This is a genomic window from Pseudomonas sp. UBA6315 (genome assembly GCF_002438125.1).
Taxonomy (GTDB): domain Bacteria; phylum Pseudomonadota; class Gammaproteobacteria; order Pseudomonadales; family Pseudomonadaceae; genus Aquipseudomonas; species Aquipseudomonas faucium.
Genome location: NZ_DJTF01000125.1, coordinates 12838 through 28242, shown reverse-complemented (window position 1 = coordinate 28242; position 15405 = coordinate 12838). Strand labels below are relative to the sequence as shown.

Sequence of the window (15405 nt, the reverse complement as noted above, 5' to 3'; positions counted from 1 at the left end):
AAACAGACTGTGGGAGCGGGCTTGCCCGCGATGCGCCGCGCGGGCGGCGCTCGATCTCATAGGCGCTAAAGACCCCAAGGCAAGCCCCTAGAAGCCTTGATGCCACTTCCTGGACAGGCCCCTACCTCACCCGCCGAGCCTGGCCATCTCCTCGGCCACCACCGCCACGGTATGACGGATCTGTTCCTCGCTATGCTCACACGACACGAAGAAGCGCACTCGCGCCGCCTGCTCCGGCACCGCCGGATACAGGATCGGCTGGGCATTGATCCCACGCTCGAACAAGGCGCTGGACAACCTGCCGGCCTTGAACGAGCTGCCGGTGATCACTGGAATCACCGCCAACCCCGTGCTGGTCGCGGTATCCAGCCCGGCCTCACGGGCCAGGCGCAGGAACAGCTGACCGCGGGCCTGAACCCGCGCTACCCGGTCACGCCCCTCGGCCAGCAACTGCAAGGCGGCCAATGCTGACGCCGCCACTGCCGGCGGCATACCGACGCTGTAGAGGAACCCGGGCGCAAGAAACTTGAGGTGCTCGATCAGCGCCGTGCTGCCAGCGATGTAACCGCCGCAACTGGACAGGGTCTTGCTCAAGGTGCCCATCCAGATATCGACGTCCTCCCCCGCCAGGTCGAAATGCTCGCGGATGCCCTTGCCGGTCGCCCCCATCACACCCAGCGAGTGCGCCTCGTCGACCATCAGGAACACCTTGTGCTTGCGCTTGAGTTCGACGAAACGGGGCAGCTCGGGGTAATCGCCATCCATGCTGTAGATGCCTTCGACCACCACCAGCACCCGCTCGAAATGCTGGCGCTGTTCGCCCAGCACGCGGTCGAGCGCTTGCCAGTCGTTGTGGGGGAAGCTCAGCCGGCGCGCACCGGACAGCTGGATGCCCTGCAGCACGCTGTTGTGGATCAGCTCGTCATGCACCACCAGGTCACGCGGGCCGAACAGGTAGCCGATGGTGGTGACGTTGGTGGCATGGCCGCTGACCATCACCACCGCATCTTCCACGTCGTACACGCTGGCCAGTTCGCGCTCCAGCTCGCGGTGCAACGGGCGGTCGCCAGACACCGGGCGGCTGGCCGACACCGAGGTGCCGTAGCGGTCGATGGCCGCCTTGGCGGCTTCGGCCACCTGCGGGTGGCCGGAATAGCCCAGGTAGTTGTAACTGGCGAAGTTCAGGTACTCGCGCTCACCGATCTGCGTCGAGGCACCGGCCGTGCCTTCGTGCATGCGGAAGAACGGGTTGCTCAGGCCAAGCCGCGCAGCGCCCTGCTGCATGACCCGCAGCTGCTGGTAGCCTGGGTGCTGGTCGAAACGATAGAACGCCTCAGGTACCTTCAATGCCGCCTGCTGCGCCTGTTCCAGGGTGGCGCCCTGCGCCGCCGCCGCTTGGCCGCGGCGCGCCAGTGCTTGCTGGATCAGCCGTTGCTTGGTGTCACCGGCAAGGCCGGTGGGGGTTCGTGCAGTCATCAAAGGCTCTTAATCAATCAGACGGTTGGGCGCCACGCTGGCATCGGCCAACTCGGCATCGAGCTCTGCCACCTGTTCGGCGCTGAGCTCGCTGCCATGCCGGGCAAGTACGTTTTGCGCCAGTTGCTCCTCGCCACTGGCGGCATCGCCGCGCAGCAGTTCCAGCAGGCGCACGCTGAGCTTGTCGATGCTTGAGCTTTCACTGAGTTCCATCACCGGCAGGCGAATGCCGAAGCGCTCTTCCAGGGCGACCACCAGCTCTACGCTCATCAACGAGTCCAGGCCCAGCTGCTGCAGCGGGCGCTGAGTGTCCAGGCGCGCCGCAGGCAGGCGCAGGATCTCGCAGACTTCATGCTTGAGCATCTCGACGAAACGCTCCAGCAACGCGGCCTCGTCCAGTTCGGCGAGCATGCGCTGGATGTCCTCGCCATCATTGTCATCGTCCTGGTCGCCACCCTGCAGGCGAGCCAGTTCGGCGAAGCGCGGTGTATTGGCGGTGGGCAGGAAGCGCGACAAGGCCTTGAAGTCCAGTTCGAGCACGCCGTGGCCGTTATCGCCGTCGAGCAACATGGCTTCGAGCTGCGCCAGCGCCGCCTCGGCACGCAAGGCGGCGCCGCCCATGCGGCTTTGCAGCGCATCCTTGATCTGGCTATTGCGGGCCAGGAAGCCGACGTCGTCGATCGCCCCCCAAAGCACCGCGGTTGCCGCCAGGCCCTGGGCATGGCGGTGGCGCGCCAGCGCTTCGAGCCAGTGGTTGGCAGCCACGTAGTTGGCCTGGCCGGGGTTGCCGAACAGGGTGGTGGCCGAGGAGAACATCACGAAGAAGTCCAGCGCCAGGCCCTCGGTCAGCTGGTGCAGGTATTGCGCGCCCTTGGCCTTGGGCTCCAGCACGCGGCGCAGTTGCTCGCCGTCGAGGTTGCGGATCAGGCTGTCGTCGATCACCGTCGCGGCATGTACCAGGCCACGCAGCGGCCACGGGCTGGCGGCGATGCGCTGGAACACATTGTGCAGCTGGCCGGGGTCGGTGATGTCGCAGGCCACTGCTTGCACATCCAGGCCCTGGGCCTGCCACAGCGCCAGCTGCGGCTGCGCCTCGGTGCTGGCCGGGCCGCGGCGGCCCAGCAGCACCAGGTGACGGGCACCCTTGTCGATCAGCCACTGCGCCGTGCGCAGGCCGAAGCCGCCAAGGCCGCCGGTGACCAGGTAGGTGGCATCGGCCGCCAGTTGCAGCGCACGCTGCGGCTGCTCACGGGTGTCGACGGTCTGCTCGATGGGGCTGGCGTAGGTGACCACGACCTTGCCGATCTGCCGCGCCTGCTGCATGTAGCGGTAGGCCTCGACTACCTGGTTGGCGTCGAACTCACGAAATGGCAGCGGGTGCAGGATGCCCTGTTCGAACAGCGCCATCATCTCGCCAAACAGCCGGCGGGTGAGTTGCGGGCGTTCGCTCATCAGCTGGTCGGCATCGATGCCGAAGTAGCTGATGTTGTTGCGGAACGGGCGCAGGCCGATGCGGGTGTTCTGGTAGAAGTCGCGCTTGCCCAGTTCGAGGAAGCGGCCAAACGGCTTGAGCACGCGCAAGTTGCGGTTGATCGCCTCGCCTGCCAGCGAGTTGAGCACCACATCCACGCCGCGCCCGCCGGTTGCGGCGAGCACCTGGTCGGCGTAGGCCAGCGAGCGTGAATCGTAGACGTTGTGCACACCCAGCAGGCGCAGGAAGTCGCGCTTCTCGTCGCTGCCGGCGGTGGCATGGATCTCGGCGCCCAGCCATTTGGCGATCTGGATCGCGGCGATGCCGACGCCGCCAGCGGCGCCATGGATCAGCACCTTCTCGCCCGGTTCCAGGCGCGCCAGGTGATGCAGCGCGTAGTACACGGTGAAGAAGGTACTCGGAATGGTCGCGGCCGCCTCGAACGACATGCCTTCAGGAATGCGCGCCACGGCATTGGCGTTGGTCACCAGGCGGTTGGCGAAGCTGCATGGGCCAAAGCCCACCACGCGATCGCCTGGGGCGAAGTCGCCCAGCACCTGGGCACCTTTGCCTTGCACCACGCCTGCGAACTCGAAGCCCAGGGTCGGGCCGGAGAAGCCATTCTCGATCGCCTCGTCGGACAGCAGGCCGAGGGCGAACATCACGTCGCGGAAGTTCAGGCCGGTGGCGCGCACGGCGATATCCAGCTCGTCGGCGGCCGGCTGGCGAGGCTCGCGTATTTCCCAGCGCAGGTTGCGCAGCTGGCCCGGCAGGTCGAAGCCCAGGCATACCCAGTGCTCGCTCGCAACGCCGCGCTGGGCATCGCTGGCCAGCACGCGCAGACGCGGCACGTAGCGGCGGCCTGCGCCATCGAGCGCCAGCTCGGTTTCAGCATCGGCATTGAGCAAGGCCGGCAACGCCAGCTCGACGGGCGCACCGTGGGCCAGGTCGAGCAGGCGAATGCGGCAATTCGCCGACTCGTTGGCCAAGGTGCGGCCGAAGCCCCAGAACGCGGCATCGGCAATCGCATCGATGGCGGCAGCGGTGTCGGCGCCGTACAGGTGCTCGGCGCCGCCGCGGCAGAGCAGCCAGCACTGCGGGGCGATGTTCAGCGATTCGCAAGCCTGCACCAGCGCTGCAGCCTGCAGGCAGCGCTCGGCCTGGCCATCGAGGCCGGCAGCGCTGTCGAAACCGGCCAGGTGCAGCACATGCTCCGGCTCCTGGCCCAGTGCAGCGAGCTGGCTGGCCAGCGCCTGGGCATCACCGGGCAGCAGCAGGCTGACTTGCTGGCCTTGTTCACGCAGTTGCTCGGCAATGCGCAGGGCGGCGCCCTGCCCGGCTTCGGCCAGCACGGCCCAATGCTGCACGGCAGGCTCAGGGGAGGCACTTGCAGCCGTTGCCGGTTTGTCGGCCAGCAGCAGGTAGCTGCCGCAAGCGTTACCCGGCAATGCATCGAGCGTGTGCCATCCACTCAGGCCGTGGCGTTGCAGTTCATGGCCCCAGAACGCCGGGCCTTGCTGGCGCGACAGCGCCTGTTCAGGGCCGGCCAGCCACCAATCGGCCTGGGCACCGAAGACAAAGTCGGCCCAGCGCGCCGGGTACTGCCCCAGCAGCGCCAGTTGGCCATGGGGGTTGAGCTGCGCCGCAGCCTGGCGCAAGGCATCGCCAACTGCGGCCAGGGCGCCGAGGTCACTCGGCAGCAGCACCCAGTCGACGCTGCCGGCCTCGGCCAGTTGCGCCGGGGCCAGCACGGTGAGTGCCGGGCAATCGTCGCGCAGGCGTTGTTCAAGCTCCGGCTCGGCCACGCAATACAGGTAGTCGATACGGTCGAAGTCGAGGCCGGCATACAGCAGTTCGGCGAACGATGCGCCGCCAAAGCCGAACTCCAGCACCCGCAGGCGCTGCCCGGCCGGCAAGCGCGCCAGGCGCTCGGCCAGGGCCTGGCCGATACCCGCGAGCAGGCGCTGCTGGCCGGCCGCGCCGAGAACCAGGCGGCCCAGGCTGGCAGCGCTGGATTCGCGTGGCAGCAGGCTGTCGAGCGCCTGGCTGCCGTCGAGCAGCGCCGGCAAATGGCGACCGATACGGCCCACCGAGTGGATGATCTGGAAGTACTCGGGATAGCTCTGGAACAGCTCCTGCCAGATCGCTTCCGACGCCGGGCGCTCGCCACTGTCGGCCAGCTGCCAGCTGCCATCGGCAGTGCGCTCCAGGCTGCCATCGAGTTCGGCCTGGTGCAGCAGCGCCGCAAGGTAGTTGCCCTGGCCTTGCGACCACTGAGCCAACTGCCCGGCGCTCAGGCTGCCACCGGCCTGCTCGACCAGGTCGAGCACGAAGCTTGCGCACAATACGTCGAGCAGCGGCTCGACCTCGTTCAGGTAGCGCACTTGCGCAGGCTCGTGCGCCAGGCTCTGCAGGGCATCGGCCAACGCGGTGCTGTTCACGGCCTGGCGCTCGACCGGCAACACCGTACCCGGCGCAGCCAGGCCGACCTGGCCCAGGCGCTTGATCTCGCCGCTGCGGTCGTACTGCAGGCGCACGGCGCGCAGGCGGGCCTCCTTGATCGCCAGCACGGCGTCGCCATTGCCGTCGAACAAGGTCACGTCGACCAGCAGCGAATGCTCGGTCCGCTTGAGCTGGCGCACCTCGGCCAGGGCCGGCACGCCGCCTTGCTTGGTCCAGGCGACACGCCCCAGCTTGACCGGGATGAACGCCAGCCCCGGGTTGCGCCCCGGGCGGCTGGCCAGCAATTCGGTGATCAGCTGGAAGGCGCCGTCGAGCAAGGCGGGGTGCAGGTGCAGGCCGGCCAGTTCGGGTTCGATGACGGCCGGTACGGCCAGCTGGGCGATTACCCGGTCGGCGTCGACCCAGGCGGCGGCCACGCTCTGGTAGGCCGGGCCATAGTTCAGGCCCACAGCGCGGGTCAGGGCCAGGTGCTGCTCGGCGCTGAAGTCTGCCGGGCGCTGGGGCAAGGCCGGCGCACGGCCGCCAAGCAGTACCCCGCAGGCTTCGCCAGGCAGGCGCGCGACCACGTGCTGCACCCAGTCTTCATGCTGAGCCAGCCCGCGCGAGGTGATGCGCAGGGTGCCATCGGCCTCTTCGACCTGCACGCGCACTTTCTTGCTGCCCTCGCTGCTCAGCAGCAGGGGGTTGTGAATCTCCAGCTCTTCGATGTCGACGAACGTGCCGGGCTGGTGCAGTTGCGCCACCGCCAAGGCCAGCTCGGTGAAGCCCGCGCCCGGGAACAGCACCGACTCGCCAACCTTGTGGTCGGCCAGGGTCGGGAACAGGTGGGTGTCGAGGCGGTTTTCCCAGGTCAATGCATGGCCCAGCAGCGGGTAGCCCAGCAGCGGGTGCACGCGCTCGCGGGTCAGGGTGCCCAGGGATTCGGCGCTGACCGGCAACTGGAAGTGGTCACGCTGCCAGGCGTAGTTGGGCAGATTGAGCGGGCGGCCGGCGACCGGGAAGCGCTGCGGCCACTGCGGCTCGACACCGGCCAGCAGCAGGCGCGCCACGCTGCGCTCGAGCAGCTGCGGGCTGTTGTCGTTGCGCTTGAGGGTGGCGATCACCTGGCCAGGCTGTTCGCACTGGGCCAGCACGTCGCTCACGTAGCTGCGCAGGATCGGGTGCGGGCCGACTTCTACGAACAGGTTCAGGCCACTGCGCACCATGGCATCCAGGGCGCCCTGGAACAGCACCGGGAAGCGGATGTTCTGCCACCAGTAGTGGCTGCCCAGGCGCTCGCCGGCCAGTTCGCCACCGACCACGGTGGAATAGAACGGAACCTGCGTGGCCTTTGGGCGGATGTGCGCCAGGTCGGCGACCACTGCCTGTTCGATGGGGTTCATCGCCGGCGAGTGGAAGGCGTAGTCCAGGTCCAGGCGACGGGCGAACACCTGGCGCTCGGCCAGGGCTTCTTCCAGCATGGCCAGGGCCTCGACTTCACCGGCCACGGTGGCACCGCGGGCGCTGTTTTCGCCGGCGACGACCACGCGCTCGTCGAGGCTCAATTCGGCAATCAAGGCTGCGGTGGCATCAGCCGGCAAGCCGACGGCGGTCATCTGGCCGCTGCCGCGGGTCAGGCCTTGCAGGCGGCTGCGGTGGTAAATGACCTGGGTTGCGTCCTCCAGGCTCAGCGCGCCGCTGGCCCAGGCCGCGGCCACTTCACCGACGCTGTGGCCAACCACCGCCACCGGGCGGATGCCTTCTGCCGCCAGCACGCGGGTGACTGCCACTTGCAGGGCGAACAGCGCCGGCTGGGCGATTTCGGTACGCGCGTAGCGGCCCTCGCCGTTGTCGCCGAGCAGCTCGGCGCGCAGCGAATAGCCCGCCAGCGGCTGGAACAGCGCGTCCACTTCGTCGATGGCGGCGGCGAACAGCGGCTGGTCGAGCATCGCCCGGCCCATGCCCTGCCACTGCGAACCGTTACCGGAATAGACGAACACCGGGCCGCTGGCCGACTCCAGCGCCTGGCCGGCTTCGAGCACGGCGCTGAGCTCGCTGAGGGTTGGGTCCTGGGCGTAGTCGTCCAGTGCCTGCGCCGCTTCAGCGGCGTTGTCGCTGACCAGCAGCAGGCGGTGGGCATGAGCGTCGCGGCGGAACATCGCCTGGTAGGCGACATCGTAGTAATCGACGTCGCCATGCTCGGCCAGGTAGGCGGCAAAACGCTCGGCCGTGGCGCGCAGGCCCTGCTCGGTCTTGGCGCTGAGCAGCAGCGGCAGCCGTGCGGCGGTCGATTTTTCAGCTGCTGCTGGTACAGGCTGCGGGCTTTGCAGAATGACGTGGGCGTTGGCACCGCCAAAGCCGAACGAGTTGACGCCAACGGTCAACTGGCCTTCACGCTTGAGCGCCAGCGGTTCGGTGACCACCTGCAGGTTGAGGTCAGCGAACGGGATATTCGGGTTGAGCGCCTTGACCCCGATGGTCGCCGGCACGGTGCGTTCGGCCAGGCAGTTGAGTGCCTTCATCAGGCCGGCCACGCCGGAAGCGGCCTCCAGGTGGCCGAGGTTGCTCTTGACCGAGCCGATCGGCAGCGGGTTGCCGGCGCCACGCGCCTGGCCCAGGGCCTCGCCGATGGCGCGGGTCTCGATCGGGTCGCCCACCGAAGTGCCGGTGCCGTGGGCTTCCAGGTAATCCAGCTGCTCAGGGGCGATGCCGGCCTTGGCGTAGGCCTGCTTGAGCAGCGCCGCCTGGGCCTGGGCATTGGGCAAGGTCAGGCTGGACTTGCGCCCATCGGTGTTCACCGCGCTGGCCGCCACCACCGCGAGAATGGTATTGCCGTCGGCCACGGCCTGGTCGTAGTCCTTGAGCAGGAACAGGCCACCGCCTTCGGAGCGCGCATAGCCATCGCCGTTTTCGTCGAACGACTGGCAACGGCCGGTGCGCGACAGCATGGTGGCCTTGGAGAAGATCATGAAGCCGAACGGGTGCATGTGCAGGCTGATGCCGCCGGTCACCGCCTGGTCGACATCGCCGCTGATGATCGCTTGGCAGGCCTGGTGGAAGGCTACCAGTGAAGAGGAACACGCGGTGTCGATGGCCATGCTCGGGCCACGCAGGTCGTAGAAGAACGACAGCCGGTTGGCGGCGATGCTCATGGTGTTGCCGGTGGCGGTGGCGGCGTCGATCGAGGCCATGTCATCGACCAGGCGGTAGGCCTGCTCGACTGCGGCGATACCCAGGTACACACCACAGTTGCTGCCACGCAGGCTGGACGGCTTGACCCCGGCGTTCTCGAAGGTTTCCCAGCACATTTCCAGGAGCATGCGCTGCTGGGGGTCCATCATCGCCGCTTCGCGGGGGGAGATATTGAAGAAGCCTGCATCGAAGGCGCTGATGTCGCCGAGGGTGCCCGATGCGAAGGTGTAGCTGGTGGCAGGGTTGGCCTTGTCCGGGTGCAGGAATTCGGCCTTTTCCCAACGGGCGGCGTCAACCTGGGTGACCAGGTCACGCCCTTGCATCAGGTTGTGCCAGAAGCTGGCAGCGGTAGAGCCGGGGAAACGGTACGAGCAGCCAACGATTGCAACCTTTCTACGCTTAATCAAAACCCATTCCTTCAAAACTCATCGGGCACCGTCCCATCCTGCGGACAGCCGGCATGCCTGGCCTAGCCATGAAACTGGCTGGTCGTTGTGTGTCGCTGATGATCGTGTGGTATCTGAAGCTGTCTGCCACGCGGGGGCGCTGGCCTTTTGCTCGGGGCTGGCGCGGGGCCGGTTCAAATTTTATGACGAGATGATACGCGGGTTGGGGGGGAGGGAAAAGGCTGGGGGGGGGTGAGCGACCGCACTCAAGAGCAAGTACACCCTTCTTTAACGGCACCGCCCCTTTCTCAGGCTTACTTGGCACAAGGGCCGGTGCTGAAGTTGAAACAGCGCCAACCTCACTTTCATGCATGTGAAAGTGAGGTCAACGTCAGGTCTCAGTAGATCTTGTCATGCAGCAGGCGCTGCAGGTACTGGCCGTAGCCGTTCTTGGCCAACGGAGCCGCCAGCTTCTCCAGCTGCTGTGCATCGATCCAGCGTTGACGGAACGACACTTCTTCAGGGCAGGCGACCTTCAAGCCCTGACGGCGCTCGATAGTGGCGATGTAGGCACTGGCTTCAAGCAGGGAATCATGGGTGCCGGTGTCCAGCCATGCATAGCCGCGGCCCATGATTTCCACAGACAGGCGCGCTTGCTCGAGATAGACGCGGTTGAGGTCGGTGATTTCCAGCTCGCCCCGCGGGGACGGTTTGATCCCCTTGGCGATTTCGACCACATCCTTGTCGTAGAAGTAGAGACCGGTCACGGCGTAGCTGGACTTGGGCTTGGCCGGCTTCTCTTCCAGGCTGATGGCCTTGCCTTGGCCGTCGAACTCGACCACGCCATAACGCTCGGGATCGTGCACATGGTAGGCAAAGACGCTGGCACCCTCGGTACGATCCATCGCGCTGCCCAGCAGTTTCTGGAAGTCGTGACCGTAGTAGATGTTGTCACCCAACACCAATGCCGACAGGTCATTGCCAATGAAACGCTCACCAATCAGGAAGGCCTGTGCCAAGCCATCGGGCGATGCCTGCACGGCATAGCTGATATTGATGCCCCACTGATGGCCATCACCCAGCAACTGCTCGAAACGCGGCGTGTCCTGCGGCGTGGAGATGATGAGGATGTCGCGAATCCCTGCCAGCATCAACGTTGTGAGCGGGTAGTAGATCATCGGCTTGTCGTAGACCGGCAGCAGCTGCTTGGAAATTGCCAGGGTGGCAGGGTGCAGGCGGGTACCCGACCCGCCCGCCAGAATAATGCCTTTACGGTTCATGTTGGTCATTTCTCGTGAATTTCGTTCAGCATGCGAGCCACGCCCAGGCGCCAATCAGGTAGCGTCAGAGCAAAGGCTTTCTGCAGTTTATTGGTATTGAGTCGCGAGTTGGCCGGTCGTTTTGCCGGTGTCGGGTAAGCGTCGGTGGCCAGTGCATTGACCTGCTCGGCGCTGACTTTCAGTGGGACGCCGAGTTGCGCGGCTTGCTCCAGGACGAAACGGGCGTAACCGCACCACGTGGTCTCGCCGCCCGCCGCCAGGTGATACAAACCACTGAGCGAACGATCGCGGCGCGCAGCAGTAATGGCATGCGCCGTCACATCGGCAATCAGCTCGGCCCCCGTCGGGGCCCCGAACTGGTCATCGATGACGCCGAGACTCTCCCGCTCCGACGCCAGCCGCAACATGGTCCGGGCAAAGTTGTTACCGCGAGAGGCATACACCCAGCACGTCCGGAAGATCAGATGGGCGCAGCCCGATGCCTGGATCGCCTGCTCGCCTGCCAGCTTGCTTTCGCCGTACACATTGAGCGGGCCAATCTCATCGTGCTCAAGCCATGCGACAGTGCCCTGCCCCGGAAAAACGTAGTCGGTAGAGTAATGCACCAATAGCGCACCACATTCAGCCGCCGCTTGTGCCAGCACACGCACCGCTTCGGCATTCACCCGGAACGCCTGGTCGCGATCGGATTCGGCCTTGTCCACTGCCGTGTAGGCGGCAGCATTGACGATGACATCGGGCACATAGCTGCGAACTGTCTGCGCAATACCCGGCAGGTCAGCAAGGTCACCGCAGTAGCCCTGGCTTCGGGAGTTGAGCGCCAGCACCTCGCCCAACGGGGCTAGGCTACGCTGCAATTCCCAACCGACTTGGCCGTCCTTGCCAAGCAGAAGAATCTTCATACCGAACGGCCGGCGTAGTTTTTCTCAACCCAGTCACGGTAGTTACCAGACTGCACGTTCTCGACCCAATCCTGATTGCCCAGGTACCACTCGACGGTCTTGCGAATACCCGTTTCGAAGGTTTCTGCAGGCTTCCAGCCCAACTCGCGCTCAAGCTTGCGTGCGTCGATGGCGTAACGACGGTCGTGGCCAGGGCGATCGGTAACGTAGGCAATCTGCTCTGCGTAGGGCTTGCCGTCGGTACGCGGGCGCAGTTCGTCCAGCAATGCGCACACGCGATTGACGATTTCGAGGTTCGGCTTCTCGTTCCAGCCACCGACGTTGTACACCTCACCTGGCTGACCGGCTTCCAGCACGCGGCGAATGGCGCTGCAGTGGTCCTTGACGTACAGCCAGTCACGGATCTGCTGGCCGTCACCGTAAACCGGCAGCGGTTTGCCAGCCAGCGCGTTGACGATCATCAGCGGGATGAGTTTTTCAGGGAAGTGGAACGGCCCGTAGTTGTTCGAGCAGTTGGTGGTCAACACCGGCAGGCCGTAGGTGTGGTGGTAAGAACGCACCAAGTGGTCGCTTGCAGCCTTGCTGGCGGAGTACGGGCTGTTGGGTTGGTACTGGTGGGTCTCGGTGAACGCCGGCTCATCAACAGCCAGCGAGCCGTAGACCTCATCGGTGGAAACATGCAGGAACCGGAATGCCTGGCGCGCCTGATCCTCCAGCCCCTTCCAGTAGGCCCGCACAGCCTCGAGCAGGCGGAACGTACCGACGATGTTGGTTTCGATGAAGTCTTCAGGGCCGTGGATCGAGCGGTCTACGTGGGATTCGGCAGCGAAATTGACGATGGCGCGCGGCTGATGCTCTTTCAGCAGGCGCTCCACCAGCGCGGTGTCGCCAATATCACCGTGTACGAACACATGACGCTCATCACCTTTGAGGCTGCTCAGGGTCTGCAGGTTGCCTGCATAAGTAAGCTTGTCGAGGTTGACCACGGTCTCGCTGGCCCCAGCCAGCCAGTCCAGTACAAAATTCGCACCAATGAAACCGGCGCCGCCCGTTACCAAAATAGTCATGGTTCAGTTCTTCCCATAGTACTGATTCAAACCTCGAGAAGTTTGAATTTCATATTTCGTTCATCGCACATGAAGTACGACACTTCCTTTATGTAACTGCCCCTGCAACCCATCAGGGCTCCAGACGTCGACGCTGATAAAGCCAGTCGACAATCTCGCCACCGGGCGTATAACCGCTCACGGTGTCTCTCAACAATTGGCGGACGGTCTTGAAATCATCGACAGCGATTGCCGCAATCAGCGCATCGATGCGCTGTTTCAACACGTCCCACGACAAGTAGTCTTCATTGGCACTCATGATCATTGGATGACGGGTGGCCAATACATTCTCACCAATCAGCAGCTCTTCATAAAGCTTTTCGCCCGGGCGCAGGCCGGTGAACTCGATGGATATATCACCATGCGGATTGCGCTCGGAACGAATGCTGAAGCCCGACAAGTGAATCATTTTTTCCGCCAGCTCCACGATTCTGACCGGCTCCCCCATGTCCAGAACGAATACATCACCGCCCTGCCCCATCGAACCGGCCTGGATGACCAACTGTGCTGCCTCGGGGATGGTCATGAAATACCGGGTGATCTTGGGGTGAGTCACGGTCAACGGCCCACCGGCCTTGATCTGCGTGTGGAACAGCGGAATCACGGAGCCCGATGAACCCAGGACATTGCCAAAGCGCACCATGGTGAAGCGGGTCTTGTTGACCTGAGAAACATTGCCCGAATCGCCCATCAGCACAGGTGCCAGTTCGCGGCTCAAGGCCTGCAACACCATTTCAGCCAGGCGCTTTGTGCTACCCATGACATTGGTTGGGCGGACCGCCTTGTCCGTGGAGATCAGCACGAAGTTGGCCACACCGGCCTGCAGGGCGGCCTGGGCGGTGTGCAAGGTGCCGATGACATTGTTGAGCACGCCTTCGGCGATGTTGTGCTCGACCATCGGAACATGCTTGTAAGCTGCAGCGTGGTAAACCGTATCCACCTGCCATGCATGCATGATGTCGAGCATCTTGGCCTGGTCACGCACCGAGCCCAGGATCGGCAGCAATTGCACCGCCAACCCTTCGCGCGCAATACGCCCCTCGAGTTCGCTGGCAATGCTGTACAGGTTGAACTCACTGTGTTCGAACAACAGCAAGGTGCGCGGCGCTTGCCCCAGGATCTGGCGGCACAGTTCGGAACCGATGGAACCGCCAGCACCTGTGACCATGACCGTCTGATCGACGATGCAATGTTCCAGCAAGTCATGGTGAGCAGGCACTGCATCGCGCCCGAGCAGGTCGGCGATGTCCACTTCCTGAATGTCATCGACCTTGACCCGGCCGCTGGCGAGGTCCATGAAGCCCGGAACGCTTCGCACGTGCAGGGGATAACCTTCGAGCAGGTTGAGGATCTCGCGACGACGGCTTCTGCTGACAGACGGCAGGGCCAAGAGAATTTCCTGGGCACCGGTCGAGTCGATCATCTGCTGCAACTTCTCCGGCGGATAGACCTGCAGGCCCGCTATCACTCGGTCGGTGATACTCGGGTCGTCGTCGATGAACGCAACCGGGCGCATGACTTTGCCCATCCGCAGCGCTGCTACCAGTTGGTTACCAGCAGCCCCGGCCCCATAGATGGCAACCCTGGGCAGCCCATCATCGCGGCTGGCGAATGGCACATGCTGAACCGCAGTGGCAAACCAGTCGCCCAGGAAGTACTGGCGCATGGCGAGCCGCAGACCACCGACCATGATCATGCTCAACCACCAGTAGTTGAAGGTGATCGAGCGCGGTACGACGTTCTGGTGATTGCTCGCCCAGTAGATGATGAAACCGAGGATCAATGCCGACAAGGTAACGGCTTTGATGATTGCGATCAGCGCATCATTGCCGAAATAGCGCATTACGGCACGGTACATGCCGAACCGGATGAACAAGGGGATCGCCACTATGGGCGCGCAGATGAACAGCCACGTGTGATCGCGCACCGGGTTGGCCAGCTCATCAATCCCCAAGCGTACGACGAACGCCATCCACAGGGCGAACCAGACCAGGACGACGTCCGTCGCCACCTGAATCAGTCGCTTGTGGCGACGAGGCAATCCCAGCAATCTTGTGCGCAGCTTATCCATAACACCTCTGAAGTCATTCCAAACTGACACGCCTACTGCATTTATTCATATCACTTTAGCTAGTGTTCCAGTTCACCGGCACGCCAGCGCACGGCCAGCAGCACCAACGGCACATAGGCAATCAACAGACCCAGCGCGCCATCCAGGCCCAGCAGCACCACGCACAATGCCACAGGTAGCAGCCAGAACACATTGAGCGCCATCACGGCCAACGTTACAGGCAGGTGTTTGCCATAGTGACGCGAGGCGAACTGATAGGCATGACTGCGGTGCGCTTCGTAAACCTTGTCTCCGCGTAGCAGGCGGCGGATCAGAGTAAAGGTGGCATCGACCACGAACACGCCCAGCAGAATTAGCCAGCCCCAAAAGAGCTGGGATGAAGCCCAGGCCGCTTGAAGGGAAAGCCCGGCCAGCACGATGCCAAGAAAACCGCTGCCCGCATCGCCCATGAAGATCTTCGCCGGCGGGAAGTTCCACAGCAGGAAGCCGGCAGTAGCCGCCGCCAGCAGCAAAGGCAATGTCACCAATTGCGGAAAACCCGCCAAGGCTGACAGCAGAGCCATGCCAAAGCAGGCCGTAATGGCCTCGGTACTGGCGAGGCCATCGATGCCGTCCATGAAGTTGTAAAGATTGAGCATCCAGACGACATAGAACACCGCCAGCACGCTACCCACCAATCCCAAGGCCAGCTCTTGCCCAAAAATGGTTATTGGGGCCATGCCTCCGAGCATCCAGACAAACCAGGCCGCGGCGCAAAAATGCCCCAGCAGCCGCCATCGTGCAGCTATATGACCTAGATCATCAAAAAAACCGATGAGCGCAATGCCTGCACCAGCAACGATCATCCCGATCGCCATGTCTGCATGCATCAAGCCGAAGGCATAAGAACCGACTGAGGCCGCGAGAAATGCAAAGACAATGGCAACACCACCGCCTCTTGGCGTCGGGATCGTGTGCGAGCTGCGCGCATTCGGGATATCCATGACGCTCTTGGCGATTGCCATTTTTCTCACGACAGCAGTGAGGAAAAAAGAAACCAGCAGCGTTAACAGAGCAATAGCCATCTTACTCATGTGATC

7 protein-coding genes are annotated in these 15405 nt (G+C 64.0%); all 7 read right to left on the bottom strand.

Features of this window, described 5'->3' with window-relative positions:
* Positions 1-126: 126 nt before the first annotated feature.
* The 7 genes from B3E94_RS14770 to B3E94_RS14740 all read right to left on the bottom strand — a co-directional run bounded on the left by B3E94_RS14770 (position 127) and on the right by B3E94_RS14740 (position 15399).
* Positions 127-1476: an aminotransferase class I/II-fold pyridoxal phosphate-dependent enzyme gene (locus B3E94_RS14770; protein WP_286914076.1), complete on the bottom strand. Its 1350-nt coding sequence runs from the start codon at positions 1474-1476 to the stop codon at positions 127-129.
* A gap of 9 nt (positions 1477-1485) precedes the next feature.
* The gene (locus B3E94_RS14765) at positions 1486-8988 is read right to left on the bottom strand and encodes a type I polyketide synthase (protein ID WP_286914075.1); all 7503 of its coding nucleotides are present in this window, start codon (positions 8986-8988) and stop codon (positions 1486-1488) included.
* A gap of 377 nt (positions 8989-9365) precedes the next feature.
* The gene (rfbA, locus tag B3E94_RS14760; protein WP_286914074.1) at positions 9366-10247 is read right to left on the bottom strand and encodes a glucose-1-phosphate thymidylyltransferase RfbA; all 882 of its coding nucleotides are present in this window, start codon (positions 10245-10247) and stop codon (positions 9366-9368) included.
* Positions 10248-10252: 5 nt separating this feature from the next.
* Complete coding sequence (gene rfbD, locus B3E94_RS14755) at positions 10253-11149, bottom strand: dTDP-4-dehydrorhamnose reductase (protein ID WP_286914072.1); 897 nt, start codon at positions 11147-11149, stop codon at positions 10253-10255.
* Entirely contained in the window at positions 11146-12216 is a 1071-nt protein-coding gene (gene rfbB / locus B3E94_RS14750; protein ID WP_286914071.1) for a dTDP-glucose 4,6-dehydratase, read from the bottom strand. Before rfbB ends, rfbD begins: the two co-directional genes overlap by 4 nt.
* 112 nt (positions 12217-12328) lie before the next feature.
* Complete coding sequence (locus B3E94_RS14745; protein WP_286914070.1) at positions 12329-14326, bottom strand: polysaccharide biosynthesis protein; 1998 nt, start codon at positions 14324-14326, stop codon at positions 12329-12331.
* 59 nt (positions 14327-14385) lie between these two features.
* Entirely contained in the window at positions 14386-15399 is a 1014-nt protein-coding gene (locus B3E94_RS14740) for an MraY family glycosyltransferase (RefSeq protein WP_286914069.1), read from the bottom strand.
* Between the last annotated feature and the right edge of the window lie 6 nt (positions 15400-15405).

What these genes read in the sequence shown, in the direction of transcription:
- B3E94_RS14740 (WP_286914069.1), bottom strand. Translation starts at nt 15,399, where the DNA reads ATGAGTAAGATGGCTATTGCTCTGTTAACGCTGCTGGTTTCTTTTTTC.
- rfbB (WP_286914071.1), bottom strand. Translation starts at nt 12,216, where the DNA reads ATGACTATTTTGGTAACGGGCGGCGCCGGTTTCATTGGTGCGAATTTT.
- B3E94_RS14770 (WP_286914076.1), bottom strand. Translation starts at nt 1,476, where the DNA reads ATGACTGCACGAACCCCCACCGGCCTTGCCGGTGACACCAAGCAACGG.
- rfbA (WP_286914074.1), bottom strand. Translation starts at nt 10,247, where the DNA reads ATGAACCGTAAAGGCATTATTCTGGCGGGCGGGTCGGGTACCCGCCTG.
- B3E94_RS14745 (WP_286914070.1), bottom strand. Translation starts at nt 14,326, where the DNA reads ATGGATAAGCTGCGCACAAGATTGCTGGGATTGCCTCGTCGCCACAAG.
- rfbD (WP_286914072.1), bottom strand. Translation starts at nt 11,149, where the DNA reads ATGAAGATTCTTCTGCTTGGCAAGGACGGCCAAGTCGGTTGGGAATTG.